The sequence below is a fragment of the Syntrophomonas curvata genome (assembly GCF_052976825.1).
Map to the genome: position 1 here is coordinate 1,830,839 of NZ_CM129641.1, position 17,744 is coordinate 1,848,582.

Annotated in this window: 20 protein-coding genes, 1 tRNA gene and 2 riboswitches; of the genes, 7 read left to right on the plus strand and 14 right to left on the minus strand. The window is 47.6% G+C overall.

Annotated elements, in window-relative coordinates; all coding sequences use genetic code 11:
- Nucleotides 1-74: 74 nt before the first annotated feature.
- Together ACU70B_RS08110 and ACU70B_RS08115 are read right to left on the minus strand one after the other, a co-directional pair.
- Entirely contained in the window at nt 75-437 is a 363-nt protein-coding gene (locus ACU70B_RS08110; RefSeq protein ID WP_447183065.1) for a GIY-YIG nuclease family protein, read from the minus strand.
- A 6-nt stretch (nt 438-443) separates the two neighbouring features.
- On the minus strand, nt 444-923 hold the full coding sequence (locus ACU70B_RS08115; protein ID WP_447183066.1) for a DUF6530 family protein: 480 nt from the start codon (nt 921-923) through the stop codon (nt 444-446).
- A 248-nt stretch (nt 924-1,171) separates the two neighbouring features.
- Here ACU70B_RS08115 and ACU70B_RS08120 point away from each other — a divergent pair, with 248 nt between their 5' ends.
- Complete coding sequence (locus tag ACU70B_RS08120; RefSeq protein ID WP_447183067.1) at nt 1,172-2,731, plus strand: FAD-dependent oxidoreductase; 1,560 nt, start codon at nt 1,172-1,174, stop codon at nt 2,729-2,731.
- Between the two features lie 97 nt (nt 2,732-2,828).
- Here ACU70B_RS08120 and ACU70B_RS08125 read toward each other — a convergent pair whose 3' ends face one another.
- Nucleotides 2,829-2,975, minus strand: coding sequence for a hypothetical protein (locus ACU70B_RS08125; RefSeq protein ID WP_447183068.1), 147 nt, complete (start codon nt 2,973-2,975; stop codon nt 2,829-2,831).
- Nucleotides 2,976-3,208: 233 nt separating this feature from the next.
- Nucleotides 3,209-4,048 carry an Mrp/NBP35 family ATP-binding protein gene (locus tag ACU70B_RS08130; RefSeq protein WP_447183069.1) on the minus strand — a complete coding sequence of 280 codons (840 nt, stop codon included), beginning with the start codon at nt 4,046-4,048 and terminating at the stop codon, nt 3,209-3,211.
- 273 nt (nt 4,049-4,321) lie between these two features.
- On the opposite strand from ACU70B_RS08130, the gene ACU70B_RS08135 reads away from it, so the two are divergent.
- Together ACU70B_RS08135 and ACU70B_RS08140 are read left to right on the plus strand one after the other, a co-directional pair.
- On the plus strand, nt 4,322-4,918 hold the full coding sequence (locus tag ACU70B_RS08135; RefSeq protein WP_447183070.1) for an RNA polymerase sigma factor: 597 nt from the start codon (nt 4,322-4,324) through the stop codon (nt 4,916-4,918).
- Nucleotides 4,896-6,017, plus strand: a complete 1,122-nt coding sequence (locus ACU70B_RS08140) for an anti-sigma factor family protein (RefSeq protein ID WP_447183071.1) — start codon at nt 4,896-4,898, stop codon at nt 6,015-6,017. The genes ACU70B_RS08135 and ACU70B_RS08140 overlap by 23 nt, the downstream gene beginning before the upstream one ends.
- Nucleotides 6,018-6,067: 50 nt before the next feature.
- Here ACU70B_RS08140 and ACU70B_RS08145 read toward each other — a convergent pair whose 3' ends face one another.
- The 4 genes from ACU70B_RS08145 to mnmL all read right to left on the minus strand — a co-directional run bounded on the left by ACU70B_RS08145 (nt 6,068) and on the right by mnmL (nt 8,767).
- The gene (locus ACU70B_RS08145; RefSeq protein WP_447183072.1) at nt 6,068-6,850 is read right to left on the minus strand and encodes an enoyl-CoA hydratase/isomerase family protein; all 783 of its coding nucleotides are present in this window, start codon (nt 6,848-6,850) and stop codon (nt 6,068-6,070) included.
- Nucleotides 6,851-6,942: 92 nt separating this feature from the next.
- Nucleotides 6,943-7,497, minus strand: coding sequence for a hydrolase (locus ACU70B_RS08150; RefSeq protein WP_447183073.1), 555 nt, complete (start codon nt 7,495-7,497; stop codon nt 6,943-6,945).
- Between the two features lie 135 nt (nt 7,498-7,632).
- A tRNA-Leu gene (locus ACU70B_RS08155) sits at nt 7,633-7,719 on the minus strand.
- A gap of 91 nt (nt 7,720-7,810) precedes the next feature.
- Complete coding sequence (gene mnmL, locus ACU70B_RS08160) at nt 7,811-8,767, minus strand: tRNA modification radical SAM protein MnmL/YtqA (protein WP_447183074.1); 957 nt, start codon at nt 8,765-8,767, stop codon at nt 7,811-7,813.
- Between the two features lie 195 nt (nt 8,768-8,962).
- Between mnmL and ACU70B_RS08165 the strand changes: the two genes are divergently transcribed.
- From ACU70B_RS08165 to ACU70B_RS08180, 4 genes are all read left to right on the plus strand, one after another.
- Nucleotides 8,963-9,490: a hypothetical protein gene (locus tag ACU70B_RS08165; RefSeq protein ID WP_447183075.1), complete on the plus strand. Its 528-nt coding sequence runs from the start codon at nt 8,963-8,965 to the stop codon at nt 9,488-9,490.
- A gap of 74 nt (nt 9,491-9,564) precedes the next feature.
- Nucleotides 9,565-9,666, plus strand: a riboswitch (SAM riboswitch).
- A gap of 76 nt (nt 9,667-9,742) precedes the next feature.
- Nucleotides 9,743-10,774, plus strand: a complete 1,032-nt coding sequence (locus ACU70B_RS08170; RefSeq protein ID WP_447183076.1) for a methionine ABC transporter ATP-binding protein — start codon at nt 9,743-9,745, stop codon at nt 10,772-10,774.
- Nucleotides 10,770-11,483 carry a methionine ABC transporter permease gene (locus tag ACU70B_RS08175; RefSeq protein WP_447185732.1) on the plus strand — a complete coding sequence of 238 codons (714 nt, stop codon included), beginning with the start codon at nt 10,770-10,772 and terminating at the stop codon, nt 11,481-11,483. Before ACU70B_RS08170 ends, ACU70B_RS08175 begins: the two co-directional genes overlap by 5 nt.
- Nucleotides 11,484-11,488: 5 nt before the next feature.
- On the plus strand, nt 11,489-12,319 hold the full coding sequence (locus ACU70B_RS08180; RefSeq protein ID WP_447183077.1) for a MetQ/NlpA family ABC transporter substrate-binding protein: 831 nt from the start codon (nt 11,489-11,491) through the stop codon (nt 12,317-12,319).
- A gap of 79 nt (nt 12,320-12,398) precedes the next feature.
- Here ACU70B_RS08180 and ribH read toward each other — a convergent pair whose 3' ends face one another.
- The 6 genes from ribH to rsgA form a co-directional block, all read right to left on the minus strand.
- Entirely contained in the window at nt 12,399-12,869 is a 471-nt protein-coding gene (gene ribH, locus ACU70B_RS08185; RefSeq protein ID WP_447183078.1) for a 6,7-dimethyl-8-ribityllumazine synthase, read from the minus strand.
- Nucleotides 12,870-12,905: 36 nt separating this feature from the next.
- Nucleotides 12,906-14,102, minus strand: coding sequence for a bifunctional 3,4-dihydroxy-2-butanone-4-phosphate synthase/GTP cyclohydrolase II (locus ACU70B_RS08190; RefSeq protein WP_447183079.1), 1,197 nt, complete (start codon nt 14,100-14,102; stop codon nt 12,906-12,908).
- A gap of 13 nt (nt 14,103-14,115) precedes the next feature.
- The gene (locus ACU70B_RS08195) at nt 14,116-14,817 is read right to left on the minus strand and encodes a riboflavin synthase (protein WP_514393154.1); all 702 of its coding nucleotides are present in this window, start codon (nt 14,815-14,817) and stop codon (nt 14,116-14,118) included.
- 7 nt (nt 14,818-14,824) lie between these two features.
- Nucleotides 14,825-15,925: a bifunctional diaminohydroxyphosphoribosylaminopyrimidine deaminase/5-amino-6-(5-phosphoribosylamino)uracil reductase RibD gene (ribD, locus tag ACU70B_RS08200; RefSeq protein WP_447183080.1), complete on the minus strand. Its 1,101-nt coding sequence runs from the start codon at nt 15,923-15,925 to the stop codon at nt 14,825-14,827.
- A gap of 98 nt (nt 15,926-16,023) precedes the next feature.
- Nucleotides 16,024-16,141, minus strand: a riboswitch (FMN riboswitch).
- A 40-nt stretch (nt 16,142-16,181) separates the two neighbouring features.
- Nucleotides 16,182-16,847, minus strand: a complete 666-nt coding sequence (gene rpe / locus ACU70B_RS08205; protein ID WP_447183081.1) for a ribulose-phosphate 3-epimerase — start codon at nt 16,845-16,847, stop codon at nt 16,182-16,184.
- Nucleotides 16,844-17,728 (minus strand): ribosome small subunit-dependent GTPase A, encoded by an 885-nt coding sequence (gene rsgA / locus ACU70B_RS08210; RefSeq protein WP_447183082.1) that lies wholly within the window; start codon nt 17,726-17,728, stop codon nt 16,844-16,846. Before rsgA ends, rpe begins: the two co-directional genes overlap by 4 nt.
- Nucleotides 17,729-17,744: the final 16 nt, after the last annotated feature.

Here is a 17,744-nt window from a genome sequence, read left to right on the forward strand (position 1 = left end):
TATTTAAAATCAACTGACAGCTAATAAATTAAGCCGGGGCTTGAGTCCGGCGCCGGGTGATCCTGTATTGACCATCATAATCGTTTTTTGTAAAACCGCATATCTTCCTTGGACAGCCTTTCTTCCCAAATCATTTTTAATAAATCCAGATCATCTTTATAGTCGGTCTTAGTTTCATCCTTGTCATATTCAAGATAATCCAGAATTTCGAGGGTGAAATTCTCAGAGCCAAAATCCTGCCATTCCTTCTGCAACTCGCGATTAGGGTGGAAACCACCTGCCAGCCTGGCTTTAGTACCATTAATCCTGCCTCTTAGATCCTGGGTTCCTTCAATATAGCACTTGCCGTTTACTTTGCAGCGGATAATAAATAATCCCATCGGTTTTTTGGTCAGTTTATACTGTGCTATCAGTTCTTTTTTTCGACTTGCATCCATAATACATTAATACCCCATCTCTCTTAAAATCCTGGCTAAAGTACGCAGACGCTCCCCTATCAGTTCATCATCATTACTGAGCGCCTGACGGAATAACTGTATATCCTCGTTGATTTTCTCATTGTCGGTACATACGGCTACGGTCATGGCGTCCCCCTGTAAACCTACCCGGTCTATAACCGGCTTTTCCTCATCATATAAATTTTCATAACGGTAAGCTTCTTGAAAATGCAGTTTCGCCCTGCAAACCAGGATAGCCAGATCGAGTACGCGGTGCAATGGCAGTTCTTCAGACTGCCGCGACCATTTTTCACCGGTATATCTCCAAACTTTGGCGGATATATCGACCTTGCCCCGGTCATTCCACTGCGCCAACCCTAATGAAAGACCCTTGGCGTCGGTATTATAGGCATACCTGCCGTCAACATTCTCATAATTTTCAGATACTATAACCGGCTTATGCTTTAACGCGGTTGGTATTTTCATAATTGATCCTCCGTCTTTACTAATTTAGTAGTTTACTTGTCTACTGTTAATTATAGCGGGGCCTGTTTTACTGTCAATATAAAAACAGAAGTCACAACTCTTGCAGATAACGCTGCACGGCTGATTGACATGCAAAAGCCGGAACAAAGCACAGATTCGGGTTCATCTGGCTATAAATGGGAATATAGTCGGCGCTGGGACTGCACATAATAAAGCTGTAAAGGTTTAAAGCGAAAGCAGGTGGATGTTTGAACAATAAGCAGGAATTTAAAGAAGCGCCCAGTCCTTACTGGATCGAATCTACAGCTCAGACCAATTTTCCTGAGCTGAAAGAAGACGTGGAGACAGATGTAGCAATAATCGGGGGCGGTATTGTAGGCATAACCTCAGCCTATCTATTGAAAAACCAAGGGGTAAAAGTGGCGGTTATCGAAGCCGACAGGATATTGCAAGGTACGACCGGTCACAGTACGGCTAAGATTACTTCCCAGCATGGTTTAATCTACGCCCGCTTGAAAAAACAACTGGGCGAGGAGCTGTCTGGGCAGTATGCTGAATCAAACCAAAAGGCTATCCAATTGATTGCCGATACCGTAAAAGAAGCTAATATTGACTGTGATTTCGGCTGGCGTCCGGCTTATGTCTATACCCAGTCGGAAAGGTACGTGCAGGATATTCAGGATGAAGTGGAAGCTGCCTCATCCTTGGGCATCAAAGTCTCCTATCTGGAGAAAACGCCCCTGCCCTTCCAAATCAGGGCGGCTGAGCGCTTTGATAATCAAGCCCAGTTTCATCCCCTTAAGTACCTGAAGGCCTTGGCCGAGAGAATTCCCGGCCAAGGCAGCCATATATTCGAACAGACTGAGGCTGCAAATACGGATGATAACGGTTCGCCTCTGGTCATTACCCGAAACGGTAATAAAGTCAAGGCCGAAAAAATAATCATCGCTTCACACTATCCCTTCTTTGACGGCGGAGGTCTGTATTTTTCCCGTATTTATCAAGAAAAGTCATATATTGTGGCGGTAAAAATCAAGGAAAAATTTCCGGAAGGCATGTATATAAATGCTGAGGAACCTGCCCGTTCACTGCGCTCCCAGAACCATGAAGGCGGTGAAATGGTGCTGCTGGCCGGCGAGCACCACAAGACCGGCTATGGAAACGATACCAATGTACACTATCAGAACCTGATTGACTTCGGCAGAAGCACCTTTGAAGTGCAGGATATCCTTTATCGCTGGTCCACTCAAGACTGCATGACCATTGACGGAGTACCTTATATAGGCAACTTGACCCCTCGCAGCCCTAACCTCTATCTGGCAACCGGATTCGGTAAATGGGGTATCTCCGGGGGGACTGCGGCCGCTATGATACTTAAGGATTTAATCACCCAAGGCCACAGCCCCTGGGCACAGGTCTATAACCCGTTCAGGTTAAGCCTTTCCGGTCTTAAAACCTTTGTCTGGCAGAATGTTGGTGTGGCCAAAAGCTTCGCAGCCGGTAAACTTGAAGGCTTCAGCATGCCCGAGGAAATAAAAGTCAAAGCCGGAGAAGCTCAGATTATAGGAGAAGCAGGAGAGAGGATAGGCGTCTACAGTGATGAGCAGAATAAGCAGCACATCATAGACACCACATGCACCCATTTGGGCTGCGAATTGCAGTGGAATGACGGGGAAAGATCCTGGGACTGCCCCTGCCACGGTTCCCGTTTCACTTATGAGGGCGATATTATCGAAGGGCCTGCTATAAACAGGCTGCATCATATGGGACAGGAGCCTAATGAGGTTGAAGCCAGGGTTTTTCAATAATAGCCGCAGGATATCAGCCGCAAACGGAGCCTCTCAAAGCCGGAACAAAAAAGATGCACTAAGATTCGCTCAGTGCATCTTTTTGTGTTTTCCAGCTTTACTTGGCCAGTTCTTCTGCCAGCGCTTTGCTCTTTTCTGATAATATCAAGGCCAGATTTGCGGCATCTTTATTCTTTCCTAGAATCAAGGTTGAAGCCAGATCAGCGAGTAAATTCTTTATTTCCATGAATAGTTTAGTTGCCATTGCTTATCATACCTCCAATCTCCGCCGTGAAAACCATCCCGCAAATATGGTTTTTTAGTCTATATACATTATATACAATATTTTTATTATTTCGCAGCCCTTTTTGTAATGCTTTCTATATTTTACTAAAGGCAGCATATGACGGTTGGTAAACACGGAGCTATTGGAAAAACTGTGGTACGGGATTAATTTAAACCCGTACTGCCTTCCGGCAATCCCCGCTTGGCTTGGATTTAATCAAGCTGCCCGGTGATTTTTTTTACTATTTGTTCCATAGCAGGAGCAGCATACTCTTCTATTTTACCCTCATCAACCAGCGTGTTGAGTTCTATGTCCCAGGGCAAGCCTCCCAAAAATTCTATACCACTTTCTGCAGACACCTTTTCGCCCTGACTTTTACCAAACAACTCGACTTTTTCTCCGCATTGCGGACACAGGGCACAGCTCATGTTCTCTACCAGGCCCAAAATTGGAATATTCATCTTCCGGGTCATCTTTATGGTCTTTTTAACCACCATAAAAGCCAGTTCCTGCGGTGAAGATACAATTACGATGCCATTTACCGGGAGGGTCTGCATCACAGTGAGAGGTACGTCGCCGGTTCCCGGAGGCAGGTCGACTACCAGATAATCCAGGTCACGCCAGTCTACTTCTTCCCAGAATTGTTTAACGGCCCCTGCCAGCATAGGCCCCCTCCATATAACCGGGTCGTCTTCATTGGGGAGAAAGAAATTAATAGAAATTATTTTTATGCCCAGCTTGCTGGTAGCTGGTATGATGCCAAAATCTGATCCGGTCAATCGGTAGTCTTTTATGCCAAATGCTTTTGGTTGGCTGGGACCAGTTATATCGGCATCCAGTACCCCTACTTTTTTCCCCTGTTTAGCCAGACTGGAAGCAATCAGGCCGGTAACCGATGATTTCCCAACCCCTCCTTTACCGCTCATAACTACAATGACATTCTTTATATCATTGAGCGATCCCAGTAAGCTTTTTTCTGCCGCGGTACCGCAATCGGCGGGGTCAATGGAACAGCCTGCACTGGAAGAACAGGTCTTGCATTGATCAGACATGATGTCTCTCCTTTCCATACTCTAATGATTAAGCTTATTATATACATTTTTGATATCTTAATATCAAGCCTGCTTTCAAAAATCGCCAGGATGTTCACCTGAATACCTTTTCTTATGAACAGCGTGGTAAACTGCAACCGGCTACCACAAATCCCTTTCATCTGTTATATTATGTGTAGACATAAGAGGGGATCATACTATCAAGGGATAGGTGAAAGGTAATTTAAGCTGTTTACGTAATTAATAGTGACAGCAGTGGGGAGCTGATTAAAGTTGATAAGCGACGAATCGCTTGCCCTTCAAAGTCTGGGTGGGGATATATCAGCTTTTGAGGAATTGGTTAATCGTTATAAAAAGCCAGTTTTTAGTATAGTATACCGGATGATTGGTCAGTATCAGGAAGCAGAGGATATCACGCAAGACGTGTTTGTTAATGTTTATCAAAAACTATACCAGTTTGACAGTAACAAAAAATTTGCTCCCTGGATTTATCGTATAGCTACCAACGCCAGTATTAGTGCCCTGCGCAAAAAGAAGAAAGTAGTGACTCTTGATTTCGACGAAGCCTATGGCAAAGCCTATGAGGATTACTATACGGCGCATACAGGTGACCCCCAGCTGGTGTTCGAAAGAGAAGAGTTGAAACACTTTATCTTTGAGGCTATCAATGAACTGCCGGAAAGCTATCGGGCGGTTGTGATATTGCGCTACCAGATGGATTTGAATAATCAGGAAATTGCCGAAGTACTGGGAGTAAGCAAAGAAAACATCGAAGTCAAGGTTCACCGGGCACGCAAGGCTTTGCGTAAAATTGTAGAAAAGCGCTGGAATGAAAGGGGGTTGGAATATGAACTGCCGGCAAGTAGATAAATATCTTTATGACTATTGTGACAATATTCTTAACCCCGAACAGCAAGCTCAAATCGAAGAGCATCTCGTTGAATGCCCGGTGTGCAGTAAAATCGTGGATGAGAGTCTGCTGGAAAGCAGTATTTTGCATGAACAGTGGGAAATCCCTGGGTTGCCCGATGATTTCACAGATCGGGTCATGAACCAGATTGCCTGTGCTGCTATTCAGGCTAATCCGGGTACGGTTTATCCTCATTCCCCAAACCGCAACAGGTGGTCGCGGCGGTTAATTGGCTTGGCAGCTATGGGAGCGATTCTTTTATTAGTGCTTTATGTCCCCGCCATGGTTAAAAATAGTGATTTTATGCAGATAGCTGACCGGAAACAGGCGCCTCCCCAAGCTACCCACGAGACTATTATTTCAGGCAAATTAGGCAATGAAAATCTGAAGTTGCCTGCAGGAGCACGATGGTCAGGAGAAGCAAGCAAAGAAGCAGCTAACGATGCCAGCTTAAAAAATGAACAAGAGGAATCTTCTTCCTCCCCTACCGGTAAAATCAATAGTAATTACGGAACCCATTCAGTTACTGTTTCCAACAGTGAAGATAGCCAAACTCAGGATTTAAACTTGATAAAGGCAGATACAACTGCAGCACTAGAGGTAATACCAGTACAACCGGTCAACCTCCCTGCTTCTTATGTGTTATTAAACAGGATTGATGCTGCCGGTTCCTCTACCTATACCTTCGGCAGCGCAAAGAACGAAGAGCAGCTTATTATCAATATCGCCCAGTTGCCGCTGCGGCAGCCGGTCGCATCCACCTACAGCCGGGGCTATATAAGGGATGAGGTAGCGCCCGCGGCCGCCGATAAATCCGGATTAGAATCAGGGAAAGGCGCCACTCTGCCTATGGAAGAACAACCGGCGGGAGGCTTTGGCGTCCAGACCGGGGAACAGGCAAAATCCCAAAGTAATGCTGCCGCACTGGCAGCAACCAACACCATTTCTTATGAACTTGAATTTAACAATCAGAAGTTCCTGCTGACCATAAGCGCCAAACTTCCGCCCGAAGAACTGAGCCTGATATCAACGAATCTGCAACTGTCGTCAACCAAATAGACTGCAATAAAAGCGAAAAGCGGGAAGCATTCCCGCTTTTCGCTTTTAAATCAATAACCCTTAAATTCCGGTTTTCGTTTCTCAAAGAAGGCGGCAATGGCTTCATTTTGATCCACAGTTCCGCAACAGAAGGCGGACTGTGCCTGTTCAAACAGCAGGCCGGCAGCAACACTGCTATCGGCCGCCAGGTTAATCCCTTTTTTAGCCAGAGCCATAGCCGCTGGAGGCAGATTCGTCATTCTTCGGGCCAATTTAAGGGCTCTTTCCATCAGTTCTTCTCTTTTAACCACTATTTCCACCAGGCCAATCCGGCAAGCCTCCCGCGCACCTACTTCTTCACAGCCCATAATCAACCTTTTAGCCTGCCCTGCCCCTATTAATTTGGTCAAACGGGTAGTTCCGCCCATATCCGGGGAAAGGCCAAAACGTACTTCCGGAATGGCTAACCGGCAGTCTTCGGCGGCAATGCGAATGTCACATCCCAGAATCAGTTCAACCGCCGAACCATAGCAAAGACCATGTATCGCTGCGATAACCGGAACAGGCCACTCCTGCCAGCGGCTATAGACCTTCTGCAGCCAGGTAAGGTTTTTCATAACAAACTGGGAGTTTACATCCAGTAGAACCTTAAGGTCGATGCCTGCAGAGAAATGGTCGCCATTGGCATTAATTATAACCGCCCGTGTTGATTCGTCCTTTTCAATTACTCCCTGGATTTCATCCAATTCCTCCAGTAATTGCCAGTTTACCAGATTCAATGTCTGCGGATGATTCAGTGTGATGGTGGCGATATTGTCTTCCCGCTTTAATAATAGCCAATCACCATATGCCATTATATCTCCCCCCGTAATCCCGGGTTCCGCCCGGTACTATTTTACATCTCTGCTAATATTTATTATAAGGGATATGGCCGGGGATTGGCTATCTATTTTATTAAAGGTGATATGGCCTTAAAATGCGGCGTTCCTGCACACTCCAGTAAATCAAACACAACCGTCTCCGTATTGGTAACCACAGCTCCCAGCTCCGCCATCAGGGCCAGACTGTTGTTATAATTTTCGTCAAAGCGGGAACACACCGCATCCCTGACCAGATGAACATCATAACCTGCTTCCACCAGGTCCCTGGCGGTTTGAAAAACGCAAATGTGGGTTTCGCTGCCGCAGACCATGACCGATTTTTTCTGCAGCCTGGTCATTATCTCATACATGCCCGCCCCGCACAAAGAAAAACTCTGCTTTTCCAGGTAAATATAATCTTGGGGTAAATTTTCTTTGATTTCAGCAACTGTTGGCCCCAGACCGCGGGGATACTGCTCACTCAATACTACCGGTATGCCAAACTCCCTGGCCGTACTGAGCAGAAGATTGGTGTTTTTATATACCTTATCTTTATCCTTCATGGCACTCATAAGCTTTTCCTGCAAGTCAATAATGACTAATACCGAATCCTCACGGCTCAGCTTATACTTTCCCATCATGCACCCTCCTAATATTATTCAAGATATAGGGTATTGTACCATGATTGAATACCTGTTGCCCAGAGCCATGAAACCTCGGTTAAGATGGGCAGAAATTGAAAAAGGGAGTTCTTTTAAACTCCCTGTCGTTAACTATGGTGCGGTAGAGAGGACTTGAACCTCCACCTGCGTACACAGACTAGAACCTGAATCTAGCGCGTCTGCCGATTCCGCCACTACCGCATTTTCTAGGTTTATTGCTCTCAGCAAGAATTATTATATATATGTTTATTACCGCTGTCAAGGACATTTGAGAAAAATGTATGTAACATGGCTACCGGTTTTTAGTGCTTTTATTGCCGATGTAATATTTTCCCTGCCAGGTATTGCGTTCCTGCAGGCAATGGTCTATGCCATTGAGCACTTCCCACTTCTTCAGGCTCCACTGGGGTGCTATCAGCAAAGCTCTGGGACTGTCCCCGGTAAGGCGATGGATTATCATTTCCGGGGGAAGAATTTCCAAAATATCGACCACCAGATCAATATATTGTTCCTTTTCCATGACCGGGAAAGGATTCTGCTGATAAATAGCAGCCAGCGGGGTCCCCTTCATAATATGCAGCAGGTGAAGCTTCACTCCCTGCAGGGGCAAGTCGGCAATGGTTCTTCCGGTCATCGTCATTTCGGGCTCGCTCTCATAAGGGAGCCCAAGTATAATGTGGGCACAGGTTTCTATCCCCCGCCGCTGCAACCGCAGCAGAGCCTTGCAAAAATCTTTATAAGTGTACTGAAGGTTTAGCATTTGCATACTCCGGGCATGAATCGACTGCAGCCCCAGTTCCACCCAAAGATAGGTCTTCTCATTTATTTCCTGCAGCAAATCCAGGACTGCATCCGGCAGACAATCAGGACGGGTGGCTATAGCCAACCCCACTACCCCCTCCTGCCCCAGGGCGCTATAGTATAAATCCCGTAACCGCTCTACCGGCGCATAGGTATTGGTAAAGGCTTGAAAGTAGGCAATATACTTACCCCGGGGCCATTTGGCATGCATTGCCGGTTTAACCTCGTTAAACTGCTCCGTCAACTGCTGCCCTCGCCGCCCGGCAAAATCTCCCGACCCTTGGGCGCTGCAAAATAAACAGCCGTTGCGGGACAGCCTGCCGTCCCGATTGGGACATGTGAAGCCGGCATCCAGCGGTATCTTAAAAACCTTCCCTCCCAATTTATGCTGCAGGTGGTAATTAAGACTATGGTAACGCTTGTCCCCCCAAAAAATTTGCCCCTCCATTTGCACCTCCATTCTGGCAGCCGGAAATCCCTGTTATGCATCAGCTTCAAGCAAACCCGACAGCTCCCGGCACACTTATTATAATACTTACCAGAATCGACGATAAACTTACTTTTACATCTGCACTAATTGCATGTCTGCACTTTAAACACTACAATAAAGAAGAGTGCAATTAACTGCGGGAGAAGGGTGAAGGTGGCTAAAAAGGGCACTGTTTGTGTTATTGCAATTGTTCTTATAGTTTTTGCTTTTGGCTTTTATGTATCCGGCCGCCATCCCCGGGTGGAGATAATCTGTCCTGAGCGGGACACCTTGCTATCGGAAGAGGATTATAAAGTTAATACCGGGAATGGGATATTGACCTTAGGCAGATCCACCTGGGATGAGGCCGTCCGGATATACCCCCGGGGAAAAAGCCTGGGTATGAGTACTATATTCAGACCCGACAATCCCGATTGCCTGCTGACCTTCAGCGAAGACGAAAATATATTGATTAAATTGCATATAGACGGTCCGGAACTGCCAAGTCCCCGGGGAGCGGCTGCCGGGGACGACTATAAGCTGGTCGAAGCCCAGTATGGCAAAGACTACACCTTGATCAAAAATACCGACGGCAGTAATTATTTTGATATGGTTTACGGAAAAAACCGGGAAAACAGCGTGACCTTTAAAATCCGCCATAATAAAGTTGATCGCATAATAATACAAAGAGAAGTACAGTAGCCTGTTTTTACGCTCCTGCTGCGGTTGACCTTATTAGAGCGGGGGTGTAAAATATCTCTAGTTTAGTCTAATATCTCTTATCCAGAGCGGCTGAGGGACTGGCCCGATGAAGCCCGGCAACCTGCCTTCAGGGCGAGGTGCTAATTCCTGCAGATATTTTATCTGGCAGATAAGAGGAAGATAAACAGGATTATCTTGCCTCTTTGTACCGGACAAAGAGGCTTTTTATTTTATACAGGGAGGCCAGTTAACTTGATTCAAATCAGTAACCTTAGCAAAGTATATAGTGGAGGCGGCAATGAAGTTCTAGCCCTGAAAGATGTCACCCTGTCGGTTAAGAAAGGTGAAATTTTTGGTATCATCGGTCTGAGCGGTGCCGGAAAGAGTACTCTCATTCGCTGCATTAACAAATTGGAGGAACCTACCGCAGGCGCCATTCTTATTGACGGCCGTGATGTGACCGCTATGAACCGGCAGGAACTGCGCCTGCTGCGGCAGAAAATCGGCATGATATTTCAACATTTTAATCTTCTTTCCTCCCGTAACGTTTTTGACAATATCATGTTCCCCCTGGAAATTGCCGGCGTTTCCCAGGAAGAAGCCCGTAAAAAGGTAAAAGAACTGCTGGAGCTGGTCGGCCTGGCGGACAAAGCCCGGGTTTACCCGGAACAGCTCAGCGGCGGACAAAAACAACGGGTAGGGATAGCTCGTGCCCTGGCCAATGATCCTATTCTTTTATTATCGGATGAAGCCACTTCAGCTCTGGATCCCCAGACTACCCGTTCCATACTGAAGCTGCTGAAGGACATCAATCGTCAGCTGGGGCTTACCATCCTGCTCATAACCCACGATATGAATGTTATTAAAGAAGCCTGTGACCGGGTGGCAGTAATCGATAATAGCAGGATCGTGGAAGTGGGAGATGTCCTGAGCATCTTTTCCAATCCCGGCACCCCCACATCGCGAAGTTTCATCAATACCATTATCAATAAAGAGATACCCGAAGAAATCCTCCATCGTTCCTTTATCGACAACGGTCAGACCGTCAGCCGGCTTATCCGGGTATCTTTTATCGGGGCTTCAGCCGGTGAACCGGTGATGTCTGCTATGCTGCAGAAATTTAATATCAAGGCCAATATCCTTTATGGTAATATAGACCGGGTCAAGGACACTCCTTTTGGCAACCTTACCCTGGAATTAATCGGAGCCCAGGAGCTCGTCAACCAGGCTATGGATTTCTTGAAGCAAAATGGTTTGGAAATTGAGGTGTTGCAAAATGATTGAGGCTATTATGGTCGTTGATATAAATGCATTTTTGGATTCAACTCTGGGGGAGAATGCCTGGGTACCGGGAGCATTGCTGCTTGCTACCTGGGAGACCATATACATGGTGCTGATCTCCACGGCGGTCAGCTATATTGTTGGCCTGCCTCTAGCTGTTATTTTGGTTACCACGGAGAAGGGACATATCCTGGAAAATCAAAGACTGAATGAGACATTGGGAACTATAGTAAACGCATTTCGTTCCATTCCCTTTATTATCCTGCTTATTCTGGTTATACCCCTGACCCGGATTATTGTGGGAACGTCCATCGGCACCGTTGCCTCCATCGTACCTCTGTCGATTGCCGCTATTCCTTTTGTTGCCCGGCTGGTTGAAACCTCTCTGAAAGAGATTGATTGGGGTTTAATAGAAGCTGCCCTGTCCATGGGAGCCAACACCTGGCAGATTATCCGCAAGGTTCTTATCCCCGAGGCAATTCCGTCTGTCGTCCTGGGGGTAGCCATAACTGCCATTAATCTGGTAGGGTATTCCGCCATGGCAGGAGTACTGGGAGGAGGTGGATTGGGGACCCTGGCTTATTATCATGGTTTCATGCGTTACAAGACCGGGGTTATGTGGATAACCGTTATTGTACTTATTATACTGGTCCAGCTGATTCAAATGCTGGGTACCAGGCTATCAAACCGAGTAGTTGCTAAAAGGAGGTAGTATAGATGAAGAAGATTTTTTCCCTGATTTTGATATCATGCTTAATTCTGGCCCTGGGCCTGGCCGCGGGGTGCGGTAAGGAACAGACCAAAGCGCCGGCTCAAAATGGCGATAAAGCTGCTGCTGATAAACTGGTGGTGGGGGCTATCGGCGAACCGCATACGGCTATGCTCAAGATGGTGAAAACCAAACTGGCGGAGCAGGGAGTAGATATGGTTATTAAGGACTTTACCGAATACTCTCAGCTTAACCCGGCCTTAAAAGACGGACAGATCGATGCCAACTTCTTCCAGCACATACCCTATCTGGAGGATTACAATAAAGAAACTGGTTCTGATTTAACCTGGACGGTTAAGATACACACCGAACCCATGCGTATTTATTCCAAGAAATTGGACAGTCTGGATAAACTCCCCAATAAGGCTCAAGTAGGTATCCCCAACGACCCCAGCAACAGTGGACGGGCATTGATGGTACTGCAGTCAGCCGGCCTGATTAAACTAAAGGAAGGTGCCGGTGTTACCGCTACCCAGCAGGATATTCTGGAAAATCCAAAAGAGTTGAAAATAACCATGGCCGATGCCGCCACCCTTCCCCGGGTGCTTGAAGATGCTGCTGTCTGCTGCATTAACACCAACTATGCTCTGGATGCCGGTCTCGATCCCATGGGAGCATTGTTTGTAGAGCCAGGAGATTCTCCTTTTGCCAATATCCTGGTGGTAAGACCGGAAGACAAGAATGATCCCCGCATCGGAAAACTGGGTAAAGCCCTGCAGAGTGAGGAAATAGCCAAATTCCTGAAAGACAATTATCCCGCCTGCGTACTTGCATTCTAATAACGGCCATACTAAAATAGCTGCCTGGCATAACAGGCAGCTATTTTAAATTTTTTCAGGCTATTTCCCGCATCTGCATCTATTTGTTGTCCAGCTGTCTTAAGAGGTTTACCATTTCGATTGCGGTCAGGGCTGCATCCGTCCCCTTGTTGCCAGCCTTGGTGCCGGCTCTTTCAATCGCCTGCTCTATGGTATCGGCCGTTATCACTCCGTAAACAACAGGTATTCCGCTGCTTAAACCCACCTGGGCAATCCCCTTGGTCACCTCAGCCGAGACATATTCAAAATGGGGAGTTGCACCACGGATTACGGCGCCCAGACAGATGACGGCATCATGACCCCGGGCAGTCATTTTCTGAGCTGCCAGGGGCATTTCAAAAGCCCCTGGCACCCAGGCTACTTCAATGTTATCGGGGTTTACGTTATGACGGGTAAGGGTATCGATACAGCCGGATAGCAGCTTATGGGTTATAAACTCATTGAAACGCGAAACAACTATGGCAAACCGTTGATTGTCTCCTAATAGCTTGCCTTCATATACTTTACTCATTATCTGCACCTCCATAAATAATTCAACCCGTATTGATTATAAATGAGCCAGCAAATGCCCCATTTTTTCCTTTTTGGTGGTTAAATATCTGCGGTTTTCAGCCTTGCTGTCTATCTCAATAGGCACCCTTTCCGTCACTTCCAGTCCGTAGCCTTCCAGTCCCCGGATTTTTTTCGGGTTATTGGTCATCAGCCGCATTTTCTTGATCCCGAGGTCAACCAGTATCTGGGCGCCTATCCCGTAATCCCGCAAATCGGCCGGAAAGCCCAGCTCGATATTGGCTTCCACCGTATCCCGCCCGTTGTCTTGCAGCTTATAGGCTCTGATCTTGTTAACCAGGCCGATACCTCTGCCTTCCTGGCGCATGTAGAGGAGGACTCCCTTACCTTCCTTTTCAATCATGCTCATGGCAGCGGCCAGTTGTTCACCGCAGTCACAGCGACTGGAGCCGAAAACATCACCGGTAAGGCATTCGGAATGCACCCGTACCAGAATAGGTTCGTCCGGCTCCCATACCCCTTTTACCAGGGCTATGTGCCCTTTGCCATCCAACATGGATTCATAGGCCACGGCCGTGAAGTCTCCATACATAGTGGGCAAGCGGGCATCGTCCACCCGGACCACCAGTTTTTCAGCACGGCGCCGATACTCAATAAGGTCGGCAATGGTTATAATCTTGATCCCATGTTTGTCGGCAAACTCCATCAGTTGGGGAACCCGGGCCATGGAGCCGTCTTCATTCATGATTTCACAGATTACCGACGCCGGATACAGTCCGGCCAGCTTGGCCAGGTCTATCGAGCCCTCAGTATGGCCGGTTCTCCTTAGAACTCCCCCTTCCTTGTAGCGCAGGGGGAAGATATGCCCGGGCCGCCTGAAATCGGCCGGTTCGCTGGTTGGGGCTATCAGAGCAGCTACCGTAGCCGCCCGCTCAAAGGCTGAAATCCCGGTGCTGGTCGATTTATGGTCAACCGATACCGTAAAAGCGGTTTCATGATTGTCGGTATTTTTCTGTACCATGGGCTGAATTTCGAGCTGGTCGAGTCTTTCACCGGTCATAGGCATACATATAAGGCCTTTGGCATGGGTAGCCATAAAGTTTATAATCTCAGGATTAGCCTTTTCTGCTGCTACTACCACATCCCCTTCATTTTCCCGGTCTTCATCATCTACTATGATTATCATTTTGCCTTTCTGGATGTCTTTAATTGCTTCTTCAATAGTATTAAACATTGCAACTACCTCCCTATATGAATCCATTTTCGGCCAGGAAACCCATATCAAGATTGCTTTTTGCGCCGGCGCCATCAGTCTTTAACAGTTTTTCTATATACCTCCCCAGAATATCGCTTTCCAGGTTGACATAATCACCGGGCTCTTTTAAACCCAATACGGTCTGTCCGGCAGTGTGGGGTATTAAAGAAACAGTAAAGCTGTCGGCCAGAACATCTATAACGGTCAGACTGACACCATCAACGGTAATCGAACCTTTGGGTACAGTGTAGCGTAATACTTCCACCGGCGCCTTGATGGCGTAAACTATGGCAATATCTCTTTTTTCCTTACCCTTTATCGCTCCCACGGCATCAACGTGCCCCTGTACAATATGGCCGCCCATACGGTCGCCCAACCTTAAAGCCCGTTCCAGATTGACGGGTTCACCGGCTTTCAGATGCTTCAAAGCGGTTTTGTCCATGGTCTCCGGCATAACGTCGGCGGTGAAATGTTGCCCGTCGTAAGCGGTTACGGTCAGGCATACCCCATTAACCGCGATACTGTCGCCCAGTTTAACATCATCCAGAACCCGCCGGGCGTTTACACTGATTTGAAAAGACCGCGCACCACGCTTGACGCCCTTCACGCTTCCCATTTCTTCAACTATTCCGGTAAAGATAATATCACCTTCTGTTTTATAAATGTTGACCGCCAGCAGATCGCTAACAACAATTTTCTATTTAAAGATAGCCGGTAATCAGGATGTCGTCTTCAAGGCGCGTAATCTCCATTGATTTTACGGGCAAGGCATTATTCAGTACCGGTATCCCTTTCCCCCCCACCGGAGTGGGGGCTTCCCTGCCGCCCACCAATTTGGGGGCTATAAAGCAATACAGTTTGTCAATCAGGCCTTTTTCAACCAGATAACCGTTGATTTCGCCTCCACCTTCCGCCAGGAGGCTCATAATACCTATTTCCCCCAATGCCTTAAAGGCTTCTTCCAGGCAGAGTTTTTCCCTGTTCCCTGCTATCGGAATTATTTCTATGGAGTTTTGCTTCAGCAGTTCCGTTTTATCCCGATCAGCCTGCTGGTGGCAGAATACAATAGTTCGCTGCTCTTTGGCACTCCTGACAATTTTGCTCTGCAAAGGCAAATCCAGCCGGCTGTCGATTATAACCCGGACAGGGTCTTTGGCATCTGGTTCATCCAACCGGGTGTTGAGCATGGGGTCGTCCTTTAAGACCGTACCTATGCCAACCATGATTGCATCACAGGTGTTGCGCAATTGATGCACGTAATGACGTGATGCCTCTGAACTAATCCAGCGGGAATCACCGGCGCCGGTAGCAATTTTACCATCCAGGGTCATGGCCACTTTAAGGATAATAAAAGGCGTTTTAAACCGGATATATTTAAAAAACGCTTCATTCAGCCGCTCGGCTGGTTCCTGCAGCACCCCGTTGATGGTTTCAATGCCTGCTTCCTCCATAATCTTTAACCCCTTCCCGGAAACCAGCGGGTTAGGGTCCAAGCAAGCAATTACCGCTCTTTTGATTCCTGCCGCTGCAACAGCGTCGGCACAGGGTGGAGTTCTCCCATAATGGCTGCAGGGCTCCAGGGTTACATATAACGTTGCACCTCTGGCATCTTCTCCTGCCGCATTGAGGGCAATGACTTCAGCGTGGGCGGTACCGGCCTTGTGGTGGTAGCCTTCACCTATGATCTCATCGCCTTTTACTACTACGGCGCCTACCATCGGGTTGGGACTGGTTCTGCCCTGGGCCCGGGCGGCAAGATCCAAGGCTCTTTGCATGTACTTTATGTCTCGAACGTTATTCATAGTAAATTTCCTACCCCGATAAAAATGAAATAACCCGATAAGTTATCGGGTTAGGGCGAACGGCAGCAATATACTGTATAATAGCACAGTACATTACAGCTTATCTTCTCCCATCCAGACTTTTACTGTCGGCCCCGGAGTTTCACCGGATCATGCCTTTACGGCTTGCGGGCTCTACCGCCGATAGGGAATTTCACCCATCCCCCGAAGAAAGCTAAAACCTTATTGATTTTTTATTATAGTAGCACTAGTCGCGCTATCGGTCAAGACCGGCGCCGATGCCCTTCAGGGTTGCAACTGCAGCTTCGGGGACGCCCGATTTGAATATATAGGAGCCGGCTACAAGCACTTCGGCTCCCGCATTTACCACGTCTTCAGCACTTTCTGCGTTTATTCCCCCATCCACCTGCAGGTAAGCCGAATGCCTGTTTTCGTCCAGCAGTTGCCGGGCGCGATAAATCTTTTTTATAGTCGAGGGAATAAATTTCTGTCCTCCAAAACCTGGATTAACAGTCATTAGGAGCAGAAGGTCTATGTCACTTATGACATCTTCCACCCAGGTTAATGATGTAGCCGGATTTAATGCTACTCCAGCCTTAACCCCCAATTCTTTGATCTGATGAACTACCCGATGCAGATGGGTGCAGGCTTCGGCGTGAACCGTTACAATATCCGCACCGGCTTTGGCAAACTCGGGTATTAATATCTCCGGATGTTCTATCATCAGATGCACATCCAGCAGCAGGCTGCTCTCCGGCCGGATATCTGCCACCACCTGGGGGCCGATAGTAATATTAGGTACAAAATGGCCATCCATTACGTCGATATGCAGCCAATCGGCACCCGCCTTTTCGACTGTCTTGATCTCTGCCCCCAGCCGGGCAAAATTAGCGGAAAGGATAGACGGGGCAATTAAAGTCAACTGTAGCACCTCTCATTTTGAATTAACTTTTCCAGTATAGCTATATAGTTCTGATATCGGAACTGAGCTACACGCCCATCGGTAACGGCGTCTTTTACGCCGCAGTCAGTTTCCCGGTAGTGCAGACAATCCCCGAATTTGCATCCGCAGGTATAGTTCTGGAAATCCGGATAATAGTCAGCCAGTCTGTGGCTCTCCATGTCAGGTGTATTCAAGACACTGAATCCCGGCGTGTCAGCAATCCATCCCCCACTGCCCAGGGGGTACAGTTCTACATGCCTGGTGGTATGCCTTCCCCTGCCAATCTTGTTGCTGACCTCCTGGGTCCTGATACCGGCACCAGCCACCAGGCTATTTAGAAGGCTCGATTTTCCGCTGCCTGAGGGACCGGCCATAACCGCAATACGCTCCTTTATCACCGCTCTCAGTTCGTCGATGCCACATCCGGTATGAACCGACGTGCGAATAACGTTAAATCCGCTGCGGGGATAGTATTGTCCGATCATAGCGGCCCGGGAATCTTCCGGCAGATCTTTTTTATTGATGATAATATAAGGGATGAGATTATTAAAATAAGCGTTTACCAGCAAACCGTCCAGCAGAACCAAGCTGGGCGCAGGTTTGTCATTAGCCATGACAATAAGCAGAAGGTCGGCATTAGCCACCCGCGGACGAACTAATTCATTGCGACGCGGTAAAATACTTTCCAGTATCCCGCATTGGTTGCCAAGTGAGGTAATGAGGACTCTATCTCCGCTCAGTACCTGTTTTTTTACTTTTCCGCGCAGTTTGCACTCATAGACTACTTTTTGGCTATCCTGCACATAGTAGAAGCCGCCATAGTTCTTTAGAACCAGGCCTCCTACCCTTTCATCCTTCATTCACTTCCTCCAGCCC

Coding starts and splice junctions, on each gene's coding strand:
- ribD (WP_447183080.1), bottom strand. CDS start 15,925: ATGAATAACGTTCGAGACATAAAGTACATGCAAAGAGCCTTGGATCTT.
- ACU70B_RS08125 (WP_447183068.1), bottom strand. CDS start 2,975: ATGGCAACTAAACTATTCATGGAAATAAAGAATTTACTCGCTGATCTG.
- ACU70B_RS08140 (WP_447183071.1), top strand. CDS start 4,896: ATGAACTGCCGGCAAGTAGATAAATATCTTTATGACTATTGTGACAAT.
- ribH (WP_447183078.1), bottom strand. CDS start 12,869: ATGAGTAAAGTATATGAAGGCAAGCTATTAGGAGACAATCAACGGTTT.
- mnmL (WP_447183074.1), bottom strand. CDS start 8,767: ATGGAGGGGCAAATTTTTTGGGGGGACAAGCGTTACCATAGTCTTAAT.
- ACU70B_RS08180 (WP_447183077.1), top strand. CDS start 11,489: ATGAAGAAGATTTTTTCCCTGATTTTGATATCATGCTTAATTCTGGCC.
- ACU70B_RS08190 (WP_447183079.1), bottom strand. CDS start 14,102: ATGTTTAATACTATTGAAGAAGCAATTAAAGACATCCAGAAAGGCAAA.
- ACU70B_RS08115 (WP_447183066.1), bottom strand. CDS start 923: ATGAAAATACCAACCGCGTTAAAGCATAAGCCGGTTATAGTATCTGAA.
- ACU70B_RS08150 (WP_447183073.1), bottom strand. CDS start 7,497: ATGATGGGAAAGTATAAGCTGAGCCGTGAGGATTCGGTATTAGTCATT.
- rsgA (WP_447183082.1), bottom strand. CDS start 17,728: ATGAAGGATGAAAGGGTAGGAGGCCTGGTTCTAAAGAACTATGGCGGC.
- ACU70B_RS08110 (WP_447183065.1), bottom strand. CDS start 437: ATGGATGCAAGTCGAAAAAAAGAACTGATAGCACAGTATAAACTGACC.
- ACU70B_RS08145 (WP_447183072.1), bottom strand. CDS start 6,850: ATGGCATATGGTGATTGGCTATTATTAAAGCGGGAAGACAATATCGCC.
- ACU70B_RS08130 (WP_447183069.1), bottom strand. CDS start 4,048: ATGTCTGATCAATGCAAGACCTGTTCTTCCAGTGCAGGCTGTTCCATT.